The sequence below is a fragment of the Chryseobacterium sp. KCF3-3 genome, assembly GCF_045865955.1.
GTDB lineage: Bacteria > Bacteroidota > Bacteroidia > Flavobacteriales > Weeksellaceae > Chryseobacterium.
The window spans coordinates 237,569-254,684 of the sequence record NZ_AP035792.1 but is presented as its reverse complement, the minus strand read 5'-3'; the positions used below and the strand labels follow the sequence as shown (position 1 = coordinate 254,684).

The 17,116-nt window shown below is 36.4% G+C and carries 18 protein-coding genes; 11 read left to right on the top strand and 7 right to left on the bottom strand.

Annotated elements, in window-relative coordinates; genetic code table 11:
• The first annotated feature begins 177 nt into the window (after window positions 1-177).
• The 3 genes from ACKTTZ_RS01185 to ACKTTZ_RS01175 all read left to right on the top strand — a co-directional run bounded on the left by ACKTTZ_RS01185 (window position 178) and on the right by ACKTTZ_RS01175 (window position 4,145).
• Window positions 178-1,191: an NAD-dependent epimerase/dehydratase family protein gene (locus tag ACKTTZ_RS01185; protein ID WP_407847027.1), complete on the top strand. Its 1,014-nt coding sequence runs from the start codon at window positions 178-180 to the stop codon at window positions 1,189-1,191.
• The gene (locus ACKTTZ_RS01180) at window positions 1,188-2,957 is read left to right on the top strand and encodes a long-chain fatty acid--CoA ligase (RefSeq protein WP_034699865.1); all 1,770 of its coding nucleotides are present in this window, start codon (window positions 1,188-1,190) and stop codon (window positions 2,955-2,957) included. The genes ACKTTZ_RS01185 and ACKTTZ_RS01180 overlap by 4 nt, the downstream gene beginning before the upstream one ends.
• 129 nt (window positions 2,958-3,086) lie before the next feature.
• Window positions 3,087-4,145 carry a diphosphomevalonate/mevalonate 3,5-bisphosphate decarboxylase family protein gene (locus ACKTTZ_RS01175; RefSeq protein WP_407847026.1) on the top strand — a complete coding sequence of 353 codons (1,059 nt, stop codon included), beginning with the start codon at window positions 3,087-3,089 and terminating at the stop codon, window positions 4,143-4,145.
• Window positions 4,146-4,393: 248 nt separating this feature from the next.
• Here ACKTTZ_RS01175 and ACKTTZ_RS01170 read toward each other — a convergent pair whose 3' ends face one another.
• Entirely contained in the window at window positions 4,394-4,714 is a 321-nt protein-coding gene (locus ACKTTZ_RS01170; RefSeq protein WP_407847025.1) for a GIY-YIG nuclease family protein, read from the bottom strand.
• Window positions 4,715-5,080: 366 nt separating this feature from the next.
• Here ACKTTZ_RS01170 and ACKTTZ_RS01165 point away from each other — a divergent pair, with 366 nt between their 5' ends.
• Together ACKTTZ_RS01165 and ACKTTZ_RS01160 are read left to right on the top strand one after the other, a co-directional pair.
• Window positions 5,081-5,521, top strand: coding sequence for a nuclear transport factor 2 family protein (locus ACKTTZ_RS01165; RefSeq protein WP_407847024.1), 441 nt, complete (start codon window positions 5,081-5,083; stop codon window positions 5,519-5,521).
• 31 nt (window positions 5,522-5,552) lie between these two features.
• Window positions 5,553-5,930: a VOC family protein gene (locus tag ACKTTZ_RS01160; RefSeq protein ID WP_034699868.1), complete on the top strand. Its 378-nt coding sequence runs from the start codon at window positions 5,553-5,555 to the stop codon at window positions 5,928-5,930.
• A 3-nt stretch (window positions 5,931-5,933) separates the two neighbouring features.
• Here ACKTTZ_RS01160 and ACKTTZ_RS01155 read toward each other — a convergent pair whose 3' ends face one another.
• Complete coding sequence (locus ACKTTZ_RS01155; RefSeq protein WP_034699869.1) at window positions 5,934-6,317, bottom strand: DUF1634 domain-containing protein; 384 nt, start codon at window positions 6,315-6,317, stop codon at window positions 5,934-5,936.
• A complete protein-coding gene (locus ACKTTZ_RS01150) occupies window positions 6,317-7,147 on the bottom strand; it encodes a sulfite exporter TauE/SafE family protein (protein WP_034699871.1) in 831 nt (276 codons plus the stop codon). The genes ACKTTZ_RS01155 and ACKTTZ_RS01150 overlap by 1 nt, the downstream gene beginning before the upstream one ends.
• A gap of 85 nt (window positions 7,148-7,232) precedes the next feature.
• Here ACKTTZ_RS01150 and ACKTTZ_RS01145 point away from each other — a divergent pair, with 85 nt between their 5' ends.
• Together ACKTTZ_RS01145 and ACKTTZ_RS01140 are read left to right on the top strand one after the other, a co-directional pair.
• Window positions 7,233-7,796, top strand: coding sequence for a DUF1543 domain-containing protein (locus ACKTTZ_RS01145; protein ID WP_253317639.1), 564 nt, complete (start codon window positions 7,233-7,235; stop codon window positions 7,794-7,796).
• Window positions 7,797-7,820: 24 nt separating this feature from the next.
• Window positions 7,821-8,933 carry a 5-(carboxyamino)imidazole ribonucleotide synthase gene (locus ACKTTZ_RS01140; RefSeq protein WP_034699873.1) on the top strand — a complete coding sequence of 371 codons (1,113 nt, stop codon included), beginning with the start codon at window positions 7,821-7,823 and terminating at the stop codon, window positions 8,931-8,933.
• A 243-nt stretch (window positions 8,934-9,176) separates the two neighbouring features.
• On the opposite strand, the gene ACKTTZ_RS01135 is transcribed toward ACKTTZ_RS01140, so the two are convergent.
• From ACKTTZ_RS01135 to ACKTTZ_RS01125, 3 genes are all read right to left on the bottom strand, one after another.
• A complete protein-coding gene (locus tag ACKTTZ_RS01135) occupies window positions 9,177-9,989 on the bottom strand; it encodes a hypothetical protein (RefSeq protein WP_051934645.1) in 813 nt (270 codons plus the stop codon).
• Window positions 9,990-10,236: 247 nt separating this feature from the next.
• On the bottom strand, window positions 10,237-12,360 hold the full coding sequence (locus ACKTTZ_RS01130) for a cation:proton antiporter (protein ID WP_034699875.1): 2,124 nt from the start codon (window positions 12,358-12,360) through the stop codon (window positions 10,237-10,239).
• A gap of 6 nt (window positions 12,361-12,366) precedes the next feature.
• The gene (locus ACKTTZ_RS01125) at window positions 12,367-12,933 is read right to left on the bottom strand and encodes a hypothetical protein (RefSeq protein ID WP_034699877.1); all 567 of its coding nucleotides are present in this window, start codon (window positions 12,931-12,933) and stop codon (window positions 12,367-12,369) included.
• A gap of 155 nt (window positions 12,934-13,088) precedes the next feature.
• On the opposite strand from ACKTTZ_RS01125, the gene ACKTTZ_RS01120 reads away from it, so the two are divergent.
• Complete coding sequence (locus ACKTTZ_RS01120; protein ID WP_407847023.1) at window positions 13,089-13,994, top strand: alpha/beta hydrolase; 906 nt, start codon at window positions 13,089-13,091, stop codon at window positions 13,992-13,994.
• 168 nt (window positions 13,995-14,162) lie between these two features.
• On the opposite strand, the gene ACKTTZ_RS01115 is transcribed toward ACKTTZ_RS01120, so the two are convergent.
• Window positions 14,163-15,068: an EamA family transporter gene (locus ACKTTZ_RS01115; protein WP_034699882.1), complete on the bottom strand. Its 906-nt coding sequence runs from the start codon at window positions 15,066-15,068 to the stop codon at window positions 14,163-14,165.
• Window positions 15,069-15,256: 188 nt separating this feature from the next.
• Between ACKTTZ_RS01115 and ACKTTZ_RS01110 the strand changes: the two genes are divergently transcribed.
• The 3 genes from ACKTTZ_RS01110 (at window position 15,257) to purE (ending at window position 17,103) form a co-directional block, all read left to right on the top strand.
• On the top strand, window positions 15,257-15,655 hold the full coding sequence (locus ACKTTZ_RS01110) for a transposase (protein WP_034697610.1): 399 nt from the start codon (window positions 15,257-15,259) through the stop codon (window positions 15,653-15,655).
• 8 nt (window positions 15,656-15,663) lie between these two features.
• Window positions 15,664-16,521, top strand: coding sequence for an IS3 family transposase (locus ACKTTZ_RS01105; protein ID WP_081906501.1), 858 nt, complete (start codon window positions 15,664-15,666; stop codon window positions 16,519-16,521).
• Between the two features lie 78 nt (window positions 16,522-16,599).
• Entirely contained in the window at window positions 16,600-17,103 is a 504-nt protein-coding gene (gene purE / locus ACKTTZ_RS01100) for a 5-(carboxyamino)imidazole ribonucleotide mutase (protein WP_034699885.1), read from the top strand.
• Window positions 17,104-17,116 lie beyond the last annotated feature (13 nt).

Here is a 17,116-nt window from a genome sequence, read left to right as displayed (position 1 = left end):
CAGGACTTTTAAGTTTGTTGTCCTGTGAATGATAATATTGGTTAAATTAAGTTGAATTATGCTTTAAAAATCGCAAATTTGCAAAAACGGTTTTTCTAAAGAATTTTTACCAATCCGGAAGAATTGCCGGATAGAAAATATTGTTATATTTTAGTCAGCAATCAAGTAAAATAATTAATGATTTTTGTAACGGGTGCTACCGGAATTCTGGGAAGAATAATTGTACTGGAACTTCTTAAAAGAGGGGAAAATGTACGTGCTTCCAAACGGCCGGGCAGCAATTTAAACGAAGTAAAGCATTCATACAGCTTTTATACGGAGAATCCTGACGATTTTTTTAATAGAATCGAATGGGTAAACGTAGATTTTGATGATCTCGATTCTTTAAAAACTGCACTGCAAGGTGTAGATGAGGTATATCATTGTGCTGCAAAAGTGAGTTTTCATCCCAAAGACGAAAAAGAAATGTACCGTACCAATATTAAGGGTACCGAAAATCTTTTGTATGCCTGCGAAGGATCAGAGGTTAAAAAATTTCTTCATGTAAGTTCTGTTGCCGTTCTTGATAATTTTAATGAAAAAGGAGAACTGGATGAAGAATCTGACTTTAATCCGAAACTGGAACATTCTGCCTATGCTATTTCCAAACATTTGTCTGAAATGGAAGCATGGAGAGCTTCAGCAGAAGGCCTGAATGTGGTGATCATCAATCCTGGAATGATTGTAGGAAGCGGAAACTGGAGTCAAAGCAGCGGTGAACTTTTCTCAACCTTTGAAGATAATAGCTTTACTTTTTCAGGAGGCTCTGCTTATGTTGACGTAAGAGACGTTGCCAATACGGCTATCGGATTAATGGAAAATAACCTTTTCGGAGAACGTTTTATTATTGTTGCTGAAAATAACAGATATGCAGACCTTGCCAAACAGGTAAGAACCCGATTGGGACTTAAAGAGGCAAGAATTCTTTCCCAATCTGTACTCAATATCGGAAGAGTAGCCAACACCCTTTTCGGATGGCTGATTCCAAAACTCAAAATGGTCACCAAATCAAATATTGAGGCCATTTCTTCATTCAACACCATTTCCAATCACAAAGTCAAAGAAAAACTGAACTATCAGTTTATTCCCGTAAAAGAAAGTATTGACTTTCACCTGAACAATTATATTAACGACAAAAAGCTGAAGAAATGAATCTTGCAGAGGCAATTATCCTTAAAAATGTAGAAAAACATCCTATAAAAGCGGCCATCGGATTTAAAAAGAAAGATGCAGCCTGGAAAGAGCTGAGCTGGAAAAAATTCAGTGAAATTATTTTTAAAACAGCCAATGCCTTAAAAGAATCCGGAGTTCAGGAGAATGACAGAGTCGCTATTTATTCAGACAATTCATCAGAATGGATGATTATGGATCTGGCTTCAATGGCTATCGGTGCAGTCACAGTGCCTATTTATTCCACAAATAATGCTGAACAGGCAGAACATATCATCAACGATTCCGGAGCTAAAGCAGTTTTAGTAGGAAATCAGATGCAGTACGATGCCTGCCTTGAGTTTTTACATAAAGAAGAAAATAATCTGGAAACGATTATTGTTTCCAAAAAAGCGGTTTGGATCAAGAAAGAATTCAACAGTTTTTATCTTGAAGATTTCATTGCAAAAGCTTCACCGGAGCTGGAAATCTGTAAGAAAGAAAATGATGATATCGCTACATTAATCTATACTTCCGGAACTACCGGAATCCCAAAAGGAGTAATGCTTACCCATGGGAATTTTATCAAAGCATTCGACTCACACTTTGAATTTTTTAAGTTTAAAAACTTTGAAGAAGAACTTTCACTGGCATTCCTACCTTTAAGCCATGTTTTTGAAAGAAGCTGGAGTTTACTTTGTTTATATGGTGGTGCCCGCGTGTATTTCCTTGAAGATCCGAAAAATGTCGCCAAAGCATTGGAAGAAGTAAAACCTACAGCGATGTGTGCCGTACCGAGATTTTTCCAGAAAGTATATGCAGGCGTTTTGGAAAAAGCAGAAGAAGGTTCATCATTGAAGAAAAAAATCTTTGACTGGGCACTTAAAACCGGATGGGAAACTGCCGAATTAAGAAGAAATGAACAACCCATTCCTTTTGGATTAAAATTCAAAGAAGCTATAGCAGACCGATTGGTTTTCAGTAAAATAAAAGAAAAAATGGGTGGCAGACTTTGGTTCTTACCTTGTGGTGGAGCTTCATTGTCGCCGGAAGTGACCCGTTTCTTTGAATCGGTGGGAATTCACGTGACTGTTGGATATGGATTAACGGAAACTACTGCTACGTTAACTCTTTTCCCTCTTACTCATTTTGAACATAGTACGAGTGGAAAACCTCTTCCGGGAGTAGAAATGCGTATCGGAGAAAATGATGAGATCCAGGCCAGAGGGAACGGAATCATGAAAGGATACTACAAGAAACCTGAAGAAACCGAGAAAGTATTTACAGAAGACGGATGGTTTAAAACCGGTGATGCTGGAAAGTTTGATGAGAAAGGAAACCTGATCATCACAGACAGAATCAAAGACCTGATGAAAACTTCCAACGGAAAATACATCGCTCCACAACAGATAGAAAACCTTTTAACCAACAATAATTTTATTCAGCAGATCATGCTGATTGCGGAAGGAAGGCAGTTTGTTTCAGCATTGATTGTTCCTAATTTTGAATTTTTACAGGATTATATCAAAAAGAATAATATTCCTTTTACCAATTGGGAAGAGGCTGTAAAAAATGAAAAGATAGTTCATCTTTACAAAGAAAAAATTAAAGAATTACAGGACCACCTGGCAGACTATGAAAAAGTGAAGAAATTTACTTTAATGCCGGCAGAATTTGACATCAATACAGGAGAAATCACTCCTACACTGAAAGTCAAAAGAAATGTGGTCATTAAAAAATATGCAGATATTATAGAGAAGATGTACTAAAATTTTTTTGATCTCCTGTTTTCACGTCAATTACAACTGAAGACGTAAAAATTCCCCTTTATTGGAGGGGTGGCGAAAATTCAAAGAATTTTTGACGGGGTGGTTCAAAATAATGACTTAAATTAAACTATGACGACACAAGATTTTATAGGAAAAGAAAATTTCACCATTCATACCCAAACGGTTTCAGAAAGCTGTCCGTCTAATATTGCCCTGATTAAATATTGGGGGAAATATGCGGATCAGATTCCTGCAAACCCAAGTATCAGCTATACTTTAAACCATTGTAAAACCAATACTTCAATGGAGTTTACAGCAGATGAATCTTTTTCAGTGCAGACTTTCCTTGCTGGAAATGAAGAAGTGAAGTTTGCCGAAAAAATTGAAAAATATTTCAGAAATATAGAACAGTATCTTCCATGGATTTTAAAAGGGAAATATATCATCAGAACAGAGAATACATTTCCACACAGTTCCGGGATTGCCAGCTCAGCTTCAGGATTTGGAGCCATTGCAAAATGTCTGATGGCGTTGGATGCTTCCTTTACAGAAAAAACTTCTGAAGAAGAATCTTTGAGAAAAGCTTCATTTTTAGCAAGATTAGGAAGTGGAAGCGCATGCCGAAGCTTGTACAACGGACTTGTGGTGTGGGGAGAAACTGATGAGGTAACAGGAAGTTCAGATTTGTTCGGAGTACAGTATCCCGACACTGAAATTCATGAAGTTTTCAAAAATTTTAATGATTGGGTTTTATTGATTCATGAAGGCCAGAAAAGTGTTTCTTCAACGGTAGGACATGGTTTGATGAATACCAATCCTTATGCAGAAAGAAGATTCCAGGAAGCAAGGGAAAACTTTGTCCCAATGAAAGAGATCCTGAAAAGCGGAGATATGGAACGTTTTATCAAGTTGGTAGAACATGAGGCACTTACATTACATGCAATGATGATGATGAGTGATCCTGCTTTTATCCTGATGAAAACAGGAACATTGGAAGTTATCAATAAAATCTGGGATTTCAGAAGAGAAACCGGACTTCCTTTATTCTTTACATTGGATGCAGGAGCGAATGTTCACCTTCTGTTCCCGAATAATGGGTCTGAAGAACAGATCAAAGCCTTTATTGAAGCTGAATTATTACAACACACTCAGAAAAATGGAGTAGTGAAAGATGTGATGAAATTTTAAATAAGAATAAATATTCAATAGGAGTGGGCTAAAGCCCACTTTTTTAGTATAATGATATTAGGGTTTTCTATGCGACAGTTCTTTCATACTGGTTTGTTTGTTTTCATTTTTGTCATTCCGCAGGAATCCAAGCTCCCTCAATTATACTTTGTTTAGATTCCTACGGAATGACAAAATTCGTGTTTTATTACACATTCAGTTGATAATATGTAATAATTGATATTCATAGAAATTTAATTATCATAGCATTAATTCCAGTTTTCAAACAAATAATTCAAAAATTCTAAATTAGGATTTACAGATCTTATTAATTCAAGTTTTTTAGTTCTTGTCCAGTTTTTGATTTCCTTTTCCCTTTCAATAGCATGATGAATCCAATCAAATTTTTCGTAGTAAATTAGAAATTCAAGATTATATCTTGCTGTAAAGCTGGTAGGATTCAACTTTGTTTTGTGCTGATATAATCTTTTGTGAAGATTACCGGTCACCCCTGTATATAAAACACTTCTGCTTTTATTGGTCAAAATATAGATATAATAGGTGTATATACCTGTTGGAAATTCTATCATTTGTGTGTTTGTTTTCACAAAAGTTACAAAAAAATGTTTTAGAATTTTTAATGTTGTGTTTCATGGTAACTTTCATTCTATGCTGATGACTATGATTTCTTTTTTCAATTTCTACGGAACGATAAAACTTTTGTCATCAATCTAAGAATGAGATAAATACCAATATTGTCATTCTGTAGGAATCCAAACTATCAACTTAAAATAAAAACATCCTACTTAGATTCCTACGGAATGACAAGGGTTCAGGATATCAACAATTAAAATGATACTAACAAATGTTGTCATTCTATATGATGGTAGCATTTGAAGAAAAATCGTTCAGCTGAACCATTATTTTCCCTATTTTTATTTCTTAAAATTCATCATATGAAAAAAATTGCTTGTATTCTTCTGCTCGTCAGTATTTCAGTTTTCGGTCAGCAGAATCAGGATATTGAAAAACCTATCCGTAATCTGTTTCTTGGTATGAAAAATACAGATCCGGAATTGGTGAAATCAGCTTTTGCGGAGAATGCAGTGCTTCAAACCATCACAAAAGACGGTACTGTAAAAAGTGATAGTATACATGATTTTGTTACTTCAGTTTCTAAGTTTCCAAAGGGAGATTTGGAGGAAAGAATTATCGTAGAAGCCATTCATACGGATGGAAATCTGGCAAGTGTATTTACGCCTTACTCTTTTTATTTAAAAGGAAAATTATCACATTGTGGAGCAAATAGTTTTCAACTGGTGAAGCAGAATAATGAATGGAAAATTCAGTATATTATTGACACAAGAAGAAAAGATAACTGTAAAGAAATACAATAATAGAATTAAGAAGTAGATTAAAATTAAAAAAATGAAAATCCATCATATTGCCATCATCTGTTCAGATTATGCTGTTTCAAAGAAATTTTATACAGAAATTTTAGAGCTGAATATCATCCGTGAAGTATACCGTGAAGAAAGACAGTCTTATAAACTTGATCTGGCAATCGGTGAGCATTATGTGATAGAATTATTCTCTTTTCCGGATCCTCCACAACGTCCGTCACGCCCCGAAGCATGTGGCTTAAGGCATCTTGCTTTCTCCGTGGAGAATGTTACAGAAAAACGAAATGAACTGGTAGAAAAAGGATTAATCTGTGAAGAAATCCGCATAGACGAATTCACCGGAAAAGAATTTTTCTTTACCCAGGATCCCGACCAGCTGCCGTTAGAGTTCTATGAAATGTAAAAATTAGTGGGCGTAACCTGCAAAGAAACTCACTGCCATAATCGCTAAAACAATAGAAGAAATGACTACATATACGTAGTCTTTTTCTTTTAAATAGCCTATTAAAGCGAAAACAATTCTCATCAGGGGCGTGAAGATCAACAAAAGAATACCCAGCTGAATAATAGCCGTACCTTCTCCTTTACATAAAGAGTCCCAGAAATGTCCCCATACTTTTTCAGAAGAAGTACCTACCACAAGGCTGGTATATTTTTCGGGCATTTTAAAGCCTTCAAAAAATAACTTAATAAAACCAATAAGCGATGTAGCCACAGAAAGAATAACACCTAATCTCAGAAGGTTTCCTACCGAACGGTTCAGATCTACATCTGTAAAATTCTTTTTCATTATCTGAAGCTTTTGTTGATACCGTTATACATCATATAAATTGAAAGAATGGTAATCACAATGGCAAAAAATACTTTTAATTTTTTGGTCTTTGATACCATCAGGGTTTTTGATCCTATAAAACTTCCGATGACAACACCAATCAATACCGGAGCTACAATTACCGGAATAATTTCACCTCTCTGAAAATAGATCAGGGCACTGGCTACTGCTGTTACTCCGATCATGAAATTACTGGTAGTGGTAGATACTTTGAAAGGAAGCTTCATCATATTGTCCATTGCCAATACTTTCAACGCACCGGAACCAATTCCTAAAAGTCCGGACATTGCCCCTGCAAACATCATCATCAAAAATCCAGGAATGGTATTTCTTGCAGAATAGCTTTTCAAAACTCCTTTATCAGGGAATGTTCCGTACAGTTTCAGTTTCTCTTCAAGACTTCCTTTCACCAAAGGTTCCTGGTGATCTGGCTTTCCTTTAAGATTTAAAATAACCGTTAAAAGAAGAATACTTGCGAAAATAATTCCAATTGTATTTGGGTTAAGCATTCCTGAAACCAGAGCGCCCACAATAGCTCCTGCGGTGGTGGCTATTTCGAGAAACATCCCGATTCTCATATTCGTAAAACCTTCTTTTACGAAAGCTACAGCCGCACCGGAAGAGGTTCCGATCACAGAAATGAGCGAAGCACCGATAGCATAATGCATTGGAACGCCAAAACCTAGCGTTAATAAAGGAATGATGATAACTCCCCCTCCTAAACCCGTAAGTGAACCTAAAAGACCCGCGGAAATTGCGCCAAGGAAGAGTATGATGATTTCTGACATACTACAAATAATACTACAAATATAAAATTATTGTAGTAGTCTGCCAAACATTTGAAAAAGATAAATTTAACGTATTTTTGTATGCATGAAAAATGAATTGAAATTATTTTATGTCATCCTCGGGGCAACACCCAAAGGCAGAAATATAGAGCAGCACGATGTTTTCTTCGGAATAGCGGAGAATCTGAAAGATCTGATTCCTGATATGAAAGAATTTTGGAAGGAAGCAGAGGGAAAAATTCACCTGGATTGTTACCAGGAAGTGAGATTTGCAGACGGGTACAAGGTGGAAATTGTAGAAAAAGGTGAAAAAACATCAGAAAACCAGTTGTTTTTTCTGAATTTAGGTGGTTATAAACCTGGTTTCTTTGAAGAATTTCATGAGCAGCACTTAATGGTAGGGCAGTCTATGGGAGAGATTATAAAAAGAGCAAAAGCTACGGAATTTTATCAGACCATGGGGTTTGAAGGTGCAGTAAGTCATATTGATGATAAGCATGGAGTGGATATTGATGATATTTTCAATGTAAGTGATATTCTTCCTGCCTGTATGAAAGAAAAATATACGATCATTCTTCAAAAGTCTGATGAAGAAAATCAGGAGAACCCAATGGGGCTAGGGTATTTAAAAATTGATAAAATTCAATAAGAGTAAATCTAATAAAAATAAAAAATGAAAATAGGAATTCTGGGAGGCGGACAGCTGGGAAGAATGTTGATACAAAGTGCACTGAAGTATGATGATGAGTTTTATACTCTGGATCCGGCTTCTGATGCACCATGTCATAATATCTCGTATTTTACACAGGGAAATTTCAATGACTATGAAACGGTTTTGAACTTCGGAAAAGATAAAGATGTTGTAACCATTGAAATTGAGCACGTAAATGCTGATGCATTGGCAGAACTTGAAAAACAGGGAATAAAAGTGGTTCCTAATGCCAATATCATCAAAACAATTCAGCAAAAGATCCTTCAGAAAGAATTTTATAAAGCTCATGATATTCCAAGCCCGGAATTTCAGGTGGTATGGAACAGTGATGAGAAAATCATCATGCCATTGCCGTTTGTTCAGAAAATGAATACCGGAGGATACGATGGAAAAGGAGTACAGGTGATTAAAACGGAAGAAGACTATCAGAATCTATGGACAGAAGCTTCTGTGATTGAAAGTCTTGTTGATATTGAAAAAGAGCTTTCTGTTATCGTCGCAAGAAACGAAAAAGGAGAAACCAATATTTTCCCGGTAACGGAAATGGTAGCCGATCCAAAGCTGAATCTTTTAGATTTCAATGTATGTCCGGTTCTTTTAACAGAAGATGTTCAGAATCAGATTGATTCTATTACGGAAAAATTCTTAGCGGCAGTAAACTCTCCCGGGTTATTTGCTATTGAATTGTTCCTTGATAAAGAAGGAAAAATATGGGTGAATGAAACTGCTCCAAGGCTTCACAATTCAGGGCACCAGAGCCAGGAAGGAAATACCAATTCACAATTTGAGCAGATGTATCGTGTGGTGAAAAACTTGCCTTTAGCAGATACCGATGCTATTACTTACAGTGGAATGCTGAATCTGGTGGGAGCAGAAGGATATTCCGGAAAAGTAGTGTATGAAGGAATGGATGATGTTCTTAAGCTTCCTGAAACTTACATTCATTTATACGGAAAAACAGAAACCAAACCGGGAAGAAAAATGGGACATATCAATGTTCTCGCAGATTCCAGAGAAGAGCTGATGGAAAAGCTTGTACAGGTGAAAGGAATGGTAAGAGTAATTGCTGAGTAATATCAGTTTAAAATAATAAAAGGGAGCTGTTTTTATCTTTAAAACAGCTCCCTTTTATTTTTGAATTCATTCAATAGGAATATTATCCTGAGCTTAGTCGAAGAGAGCCCGTTTATCAATAATTATCCTTTCAAATGGCTTTAGCCAAAACTTTATTTTAGGTTTCGGCTAAAGCCAATTTTATTTCGATTGTTCACATCGGGCTAAAACCCGACGCTATTGATGGTTTAAATATTTTTATAATTAAGGTTTCTTAACCACCTCAATATTGTCTTTTTTATAATTGTATTTAATATAAGTTCCTAAAGCTGTTGACAAAATCGAAAATTCTTCCAACGTTGTAAGCGGTGCATAGAGTTTAAACGTACAAATGTCCGTTGCCGAAATAAAAGGATTGGTTACCAAATGGCTGTGAGTAGACATTGTTACTGTTCCTCCATTTTCCAATACTGTAGAGGTTGGAATAAGTCTTGAATGAAATTTTTTATGGGAAAGAATATTCCCTTTTTTATCAGAAACAAAAAGATAATCATTTCCGAAAGGAATGACTCCGGATTGTGAGGTACCTGGTATTAAATATACTTTATAGTTTTCATTAAACGGAATAATAATCATATTAAGACTATAGCCTTGTGGTACTGTTACCGCATATTTTGGATCAGATAACTGCGGGATAACAGTTGAGCGGATATTTTTTAAAGTGTTTTCAGTTTCATTAATTACCCTTTCTTTAAAATTTTCTTTGACAGGTTTTGTTTGGTTATTTTTGAAAGAAAGTTCTGCGATCACCATATTACCGGCTTTATTAAGAAAGGAAGTTTTGATGGTGTCATTTTTCTGATAGGTGATATAGCTTCCGGTATTTTCAGCAAGCCTTTTATTGCTGCCTACAAGATCTCCTGCATGCCATGACGCATTTTCGTAAGAGTAGAGTAGATTTCCTTCAGTTTTGATAGAGTCCAGTTTCTTTTTCAGCTCTTTATCAGAAAGCGTAAGGCTTTGTGCAGAAATAATGATGGACATAAAAAAGAAGAGAAATCCGATAGTTTGTTTCATAGGTTATTTTTGGCCAAAATACGAAATTCAATAGGAATGGTCTTTAACCCATTCATAAATAATTATCCATTCAAATGGCTTTAGCTGAAACTTAATTTTAGGTTTCGGCTAAAGCCAAATGTATTCATATTTTTTATATCGGGCTAAAGCCCGATCCTATTGATGACTCAATTGTTTGATGATTTAATAAAAAGTGATTATTCATACATCGATCACCTCCATCATCCGTCTTCCAGCTTCCCTTCTCTTACTTAAAAATCTTCTGAATCACATTTCCAATCTCCACGAAATCTCCATGATTTCCTACCGAACGTATTTCCGGACTGTTTTTATCATATTCTGAGAAAGGGAAAATGAGAAGATAATTGTTATCGCTCAGATTTCTGTTCAGAAGTTCAGGAATCAGCCTCATTCTTGGAATATAAGATTTCATTCCGCGTTTTGCCATCAGAATAATTAAAGCTTCATCATCTTTCAGCTGGGCAGCGGTTCTTTCACCATCCTGCCAGGTATTCATGATAATAAATTCAGCTTCTATATTGGCTTTTTTAATGATTTTCTGAAGAATATCAAGGATATTTTCCGGAGCATAAAAGACAACTGTAGCACCTGAATTTCGGGCAATATTCCAGACTCTCAGCAAGGCATGGAAGAATCCTGCTTCCTGATGAGCATTTTCGGGAATCATCACAGCATATTTTTTAATAGTGGAAAGCGGTTGTGCAGCATGGTAAACCAGTACATTCACATCATCATTCTGCAGATAACCATTATAAAGATTGTATACAAAAGAAGGAGAGAACCCTTTTTCGTCTTCCAGTCCGATAATAAGATCTGTTATTTTCTGTTCTTTAATCACATTATTTACTCCATTGATGACATCATTGTCATATCTTTTTAGAGCCTGAAGTTTAACATCCGCTGCCGCTGCCGCATCTGCTGCCTGATGGAGTAGTTTCTCTGCGTTCTTTACTGAAGATTCGTTTTTATCTTCATTGATTACATTCAGGGCAAAAAGATCTTCTGTATTAGAATGGGCTTTGATCAGGATTCCCAGATTCACCATTCTTTCAACAGTTGCCTCATGATTAATGGCTAAGAGAATGCTTTCTTCCTCGTGGGTATTCCCGGAAACTGTATCTTCATTGTCACTTTCTGCAATTTTCTGGGCACTTGCCATAGAAATGAAAGAAGAGATGGTACACGAAATAAGAATCAGCAAAATACTTCCGTTCAGAACGTGTTCATTCAGTAATCTTACCGGTTCTCCGGTTTCAGTTTCAGAAAGGATGATGTTATATCCTACCATTACTGAAGCCAGTGTTGCTGCTGCGGAAGCCGAACTTAATCCGAAAATCAGTTTTCCTTCCTCTTTGGTCAGCCTGAATGTCTTTTGAGTGGCCACAGCAGAAAGATACTTTCCTCCGATGGATGCTACCAGCATAATTCCGGCTACTTCCAGGGTTTCCCAGCTTTTGAAGAATACCTTGAAATCAATCAACATTCCTACACTGATCAGGAAGAAAGGAATAAAGATGGCATTTCCCACAAACTCAACTCTATTCATCAGAGAAGAGGTGTGAGGAATAAGTCTGTTTAAAGCTAATCCTGCAAAGAATGCCCCGATGATGGCTTCTACACCAGCCAGTTCAGCCAGCATTGCAGCCAGGTAAATCATAACCAGTACAAAAATATACTGAGAGATTTTGTCATCCACTCTTTTGAAAAACCAACGGCCTATAATAGGGAATACAATAAGTACAATGAGGGCAAAAACAACAAAAGAAACGGATAGTTTAACCCAAAATTCTGTTCCTACGTCCCCTTGAGACATTCCCACAATCACGGCAAGTACCAATAAGGCAAGAATATCTGTGATCATTGTACCTCCAACAGTGATATTAACCGCCTTATTTTTCGCAATTCCCAACTTGCTCACCAACGGATACGCAATAAGGGTGTGAGAAGAAAAAAGACTGGCAAAAAGAATAGAGGTAAGCATTGAAAAGTGAAGAAGGTAATATCCACCCAGATATCCTAATACAAAAGGAACGGTAAAGGTATAAATACCAAAGGTGAGACTTTTCCACTTGTTCTTTTTAAAGTCGCCCATATCAATCTCTAGCCCTGCCAGAAACATAATGTAAAGAAGTCCGGTGGTTCCGGTTACTACAATACTGCTGTCTCTGGACAATACATTGAATCCGTTTGGACCAATAATAGCTCCGGCGATGATAAGCCCCAAAAGGTGTGGAACTTTAATTTTATTAAGCAGCAATGGTGCTGCAAGGATGATGACCAGTACCAACAGGAACTTCAGTACCGGATCTTCTATAGGAAGACTCAGGTTGTGTATACTCAGTAAAATCATAGGTGTTTATTTTGTGGAACGTACTAATTCAACAGAGAACTTGGCGGTACAGCCATCAGAAGTGATGGTTCTGGTTCCTTTGATCTTGTTGTCCGAAATATCATTAAGAAGAACGCTCATTTCTACATTCTTTTTGGCTGTAGAATCGGTTTTGAAAGACAGTCTGATCTCATTGTTTTCAAACTTGCCCGTATACAGCCTTACCAGATTATTGTTGTTGATGATTTTGGTAATAGGCTGGGTAGAATCATTATCGAATTCCCAGATGTCAGTACGTTGGTCGCCTACTGCATATTCACTGCAGTTGGATTCTGTACAGATTACTTTACCATTCCATGGGCCGGAAATTTCCGTAGGCCATGCAGCGGTAATCACTACAGAATCTTTTTTGGAAAAAATACTGTCTCTCATTTTCAGAAGTGACTGGTACTCGGATTCTTTCTTAGCGAATAGTTTCTCTTTGTCTAAAAGTTGTTTCTCCCTGTCTGTCAGGTTCTTCTCTTTCTCTTTGTAGTCACAGCTTATCAAAAGGAAAGAGGCGGTCAGAAATAAAAAAAATGTGTTTTTCAGCATATTGTATCGGTTGGAGTATACAATATAAGGAAAATGAAGTAAATACAAAACCCAACTGAAGCATATCTGATTTTAATTATATTTAATAAGTTTAAAAACAGTGGGATAGGTTAGGTAAGATTATTGATGTTGTTTTAAGATTAAAACTGAACGAAATGAAAAATATTTTTTTCTCTTTTTTGTTTATTGCAGGAATGTTTTCTGCTCAGTTACCTTCTATCAATCTTTGGAAATCAATACCGGATGGTCCCGGGCCCGGAGGTGAAAATAAGGTTTCTCCAAAAGGTTCTCTTACAAATGTAAGTACACCGAAGCTTATCATCCATCAACCAGTCAATCCCAACGGAATTGCTGTTTTAGTGATCAGCGGTGGTGGCTATGCCCACATTGAATCCGGATCAGAAGGTTATCCTGCATCAGAATGGCTGAAATCTCTGGGAATTACTGCTTTTGAGCTTGAATACAGACTTCCGGGAGAAGACTGGACAACAAAATATGTTCCTTTTCAGGATGCTCAGCGTGCTTTGCGAATTATTAGAAAAAATGCAGGGAAATACAAAATAAATCCGGATAAAATCGGGGTACTTGGGTTTTCTGCTGGCGGACATCTTGCGGGATATATTTCCTCTACATTCAATACAAATTATTATCCTCCTCAGGATGATATTGATTTGATTTCTGCAAAACCCAACTTTACAGCAATGATTTATCCTGTAGTATCTATGTTGCCACCCAATAATATGACCCATTCATTTAAATCTTTATTAGGAAAAGATTCTGACAGAAGTGATCAGATGAAGCTGTCTGTTGAAAAGCAGGTGAATGCTCAGACACCCATCACTTTTTTGGCGCAGTCTGAAGATGATCCTATTTCTCCTGTAGAAAATAGTATTCTGATGTATCAGGCATTGAAAGATCATAAAATTCCTGCCGAACTGCACTTATTTCAATCAGGCGGTCATGGCTGGGGAATGGGTAAAAAAGGAACGAATACCGGAGAATGGATGGATCTGTTTTTGATATGGTTAAAAGCGAATGGGGTTTATAATAGCGATCAGTGATTTTATTGAAAGTCTTAATGCATTTTTTAGCCCACGGATGACACAGATTAGCACAGATTCTTTTTTAATCTTAAATAATTTTGTGAGCTTTTCAAAAATTCATATAATACCTTTAAAAGCACAAGGATTTGCAAACTTTTATGTCTTTTGTGGTTTGAAATAGGTTTATCATTCAACCCTTTGTCTTTTGAACATTCCCGGTTTGTAATTGATAATAAAAACACCACAGATAATCATTGCTGCAGCGAGAATAAACTTAACAGTAACTTTTTCGTCCATAATCAGCCAGCCTAGAAATATAGCAATAATGGTGTTGAAATAAGCAAGGATAGAAACCTGTACCGGTGAAATTTTTGTCAGTGCATAATGGAAGGCAAAAAAAGCCGCTACAGAACCAAAGACAGCAAGATATAACATGGCTGAAATACTTTTAATCGTCCAGTTTCCAAAGTTATAATTTTCAGAAAACAGAAATGCAAGAATAACCTGAACAACTCCTGCAAACAGAAACTGATAAAACAGATTCAACGTTATATTTCCGCTCTGAATATTGAGTTTTTTTGTGAAAATAGTTCCTGAAGCCCAACCTGCAATGGCGCAGAACAGGAAAATCATTCCCATTCTGTAATCAGGGTTGGCAAGATCTTTAAGTCCGTCCCAGAAAATAAAAAGAATTCCGCTGAAACAAAGGAGAACACCACTAAGCGCCCGCAAACTGAATTTCTGTAATCCTACAGCCACACTTCCCAGAAATACGAGAATAGGTGAGCATGCACTGATTAACGAGGCAAGACTGCTCGAGACAGTTTCTTCAGCCACCGTGGTCATTCCATTGGCAACGACCAGCATCAGGGATGCGAATATAATCTGGTAGCCTAAACTCTTCCAGCCAATCCACTTGAATTCCTTTCTGGAAAGAAGAACAACAAGCATGATAACAGAAGCCAGAAACTGTCGGATTCCGGCTACAAACCAGGCAGGAATTGTTTCCACAGCAACACGAATGGCCAAAAAAGTTGTTCCCCAGACAATGGCAACAGTGAGAACAGCAAAAATAAGTTTATAATCTTTCAACGTATGTAAGTAGTGTAACAAACAAAATTAGAATTTTTATAAGAAAAAGAATGGGTACAGTTCGTTCAATTTTTGGTGATACAGATTTGAGTAGGGTAAAGTTGGTGTCTTAATGGCAAGAGGTTTTATTTGTGATTAAAAGAATGTACGTCCCTGAAATAAGTTGACTAAAAAAAGATCAATTTATTATGAAAGTAAACATCAGACTTATTAAAAAGAATAGGATTTATTCTGAAGAATTTAAACGTGAAATAGTTTCTCTCTTTGAAAAAGGCACCTACAGTACTCTTCAGCTGGAAAAACTTTATGGAATTAGTAATAGCAGCATTTATAATTGGATTTATAAATTTTCTACCTTTAACGAACCAGGACAAAGAGTTATTGAAATGAAAATAAGCAGTACACAAAAAGTTAAAGACTTAGAGGATCGTATCCGTGAGTTAGAACGCAGTGTGGGGCAAAAGCAGATCAAAATAGATTATTTGGAGAAGATGATAGATTTAGCTAAAACCGAATTACATATTGACATCAAAAAAAACTTCGCCACTCCACAATCCAATGGTTTAGATCAAACAAAGAAAAAGTAAACTATTCCATGAATATGTTTTATCGGTCCATTGGCGTGAGTAAACAGGCTGTACATCAACAGGTAAAAAGACAACAGGAATTTGATGTAAAACTGGCAGCATTGATCATGGATGCCGATGAACTAAGAAGGGAACATCCGGGTTGTGGAGTTGAAAAAATGTACTATACATTAAAACCTAACTTTATTGGTAGAGATAATTTTATAGAGATTTTCATGCAGTTGGGTTATCGTTTAAACATCAAGAAAAATTATAAAAGAACTACAATTGCCTCAAAGATTTATTTTCCTAATGTAATAAAAGGAATGAAAATATCATCTCCTTCTGCTCTCTGGCAATCGGATCTCACTTATATTCCAATTGAAGACAAGTTCTACTATGCCGTATTTATTATAGACGTTTATACCAAGAAAATTGTAGGCTTTAGTGTATCAGATCATATGCGTGCTTCAGCCAATTTGAAAGCTTTAAAAATGGCATTGAAAAATAACCAGCCTCCAAAGGTTCATCATTCAGATAGAGGAAGTCAATACACTTCAAGGGATTATATTGATTTATTAAAAGCCCATAACAGTACAATAAGTATGGGGGCTTCTGCTCAGGAGAACGCTTATGCAGAACGCATCAATAGAACCATAAAGAATGATTATATCCAATATTGGAATCCAAAGAACTTTGAGCAGCTTAAAAGGTTTATTAAAAAAGCGGTCAACCATTATAACACTAAACGACCGCATAATGCAATTGGTAAAATGTCTCCAGAAAAATTTGAAGAATATTGGAGACAAAATATGAACATTAATAAACCTATTTTGAATATATTTAACAATGAGATATTAAATAACAATACGGTCAACTCTAGTTAGGGATGTACAGAACTTCCATCTTCCTTCTTCCAACTTCCATCTTTATTTTTTATCTTTGAACATCTAATAAAATTGAAGATGGTAGGAATTATTATGGGCAGTCAGAGTGATCTGCCGATCATGGAACAGGCTGCAAATTTTCTTAAAAGCCTTGATATCCCTTATGAATTAACTGTAGTTTCAGCACACAGAACACCGGAAAGAATGTTCGATTATGCAAAGACTGCTCAGGAAAGAGGTCTGAAGGTCATTGTAGCTGGAGCAGGAGGAGCAGCACATCTTCCGGGAATGGTGGCAAGCTGCACGACACTTCCGGTAATCGGAGTTCCGATTTTGTCCAGTAATTCTATAGACGGATGGGATTCTGTATTATCTATTCTTCAGATGCCTGGAGGAATTCCTGTAGCTACTGTAGCTTTGAACGGTGCTTTGAATGCAGGAATTTTAGCCGCAAAAATCTTAGGAAGCGGTAATGAAGAAGTAGCTGCTAAGCTTCAGAAATATCAGGATTCTTTAAAAGATAAAGTACTGGGAACGGTAGATGATATCAAAGCCCAGCATCCTAATCATTTTGATAAATAGTTGAGTTTTAAAC

What these genes read in the sequence shown, in the direction of transcription:
- ACKTTZ_RS01130 (WP_034699875.1), bottom strand. Translation starts at nt 12,360, where the DNA reads ATGATTTTACTGAGTATACACAACCTGAGTCTTCCTATAGAAGATCCG.
- ACKTTZ_RS01180 (WP_034699865.1), top strand. Translation starts at nt 1,188, where the DNA reads ATGAATCTTGCAGAGGCAATTATCCTTAAAAATGTAGAAAAACATCCT.
- ACKTTZ_RS01120 (WP_407847023.1), top strand. Translation starts at nt 13,089, where the DNA reads ATGAAAAATATTTTTTTCTCTTTTTTGTTTATTGCAGGAATGTTTTCT.
- ACKTTZ_RS01110 (WP_034697610.1), top strand. Translation starts at nt 15,257, where the DNA reads ATGAAAGTAAACATCAGACTTATTAAAAAGAATAGGATTTATTCTGAA.
- ACKTTZ_RS01160 (WP_034699868.1), top strand. Translation starts at nt 5,553, where the DNA reads ATGAAAATCCATCATATTGCCATCATCTGTTCAGATTATGCTGTTTCA.
- ACKTTZ_RS01145 (WP_253317639.1), top strand. Translation starts at nt 7,233, where the DNA reads ATGAAAAATGAATTGAAATTATTTTATGTCATCCTCGGGGCAACACCC.
- ACKTTZ_RS01140 (WP_034699873.1), top strand. Translation starts at nt 7,821, where the DNA reads ATGAAAATAGGAATTCTGGGAGGCGGACAGCTGGGAAGAATGTTGATA.
- ACKTTZ_RS01175 (WP_407847026.1), top strand. Translation starts at nt 3,087, where the DNA reads ATGACGACACAAGATTTTATAGGAAAAGAAAATTTCACCATTCATACC.
- purE (WP_034699885.1), top strand. Translation starts at nt 16,600, where the DNA reads ATGGTAGGAATTATTATGGGCAGTCAGAGTGATCTGCCGATCATGGAA.
- ACKTTZ_RS01150 (WP_034699871.1), bottom strand. Translation starts at nt 7,147, where the DNA reads ATGTCAGAAATCATCATACTCTTCCTTGGCGCAATTTCCGCGGGTCTT.
- ACKTTZ_RS01135 (WP_051934645.1), bottom strand. Translation starts at nt 9,989, where the DNA reads ATGAAACAAACTATCGGATTTCTCTTCTTTTTTATGTCCATCATTATT.
- ACKTTZ_RS01185 (WP_407847027.1), top strand. Translation starts at nt 178, where the DNA reads ATGATTTTTGTAACGGGTGCTACCGGAATTCTGGGAAGAATAATTGTA.
- ACKTTZ_RS01170 (WP_407847025.1), bottom strand. Translation starts at nt 4,714, where the DNA reads ATGATAGAATTTCCAACAGGTATATACACCTATTATATCTATATTTTG.
- ACKTTZ_RS01125 (WP_034699877.1), bottom strand. Translation starts at nt 12,933, where the DNA reads ATGCTGAAAAACACATTTTTTTTATTTCTGACCGCCTCTTTCCTTTTG.
- ACKTTZ_RS01165 (WP_407847024.1), top strand. Translation starts at nt 5,081, where the DNA reads ATGAAAAAAATTGCTTGTATTCTTCTGCTCGTCAGTATTTCAGTTTTC.
- ACKTTZ_RS01155 (WP_034699869.1), bottom strand. Translation starts at nt 6,317, where the DNA reads ATGAAAAAGAATTTTACAGATGTAGATCTGAACCGTTCGGTAGGAAAC.
- ACKTTZ_RS01105 (WP_081906501.1), top strand. Translation starts at nt 15,664, where the DNA reads ATGAATATGTTTTATCGGTCCATTGGCGTGAGTAAACAGGCTGTACAT.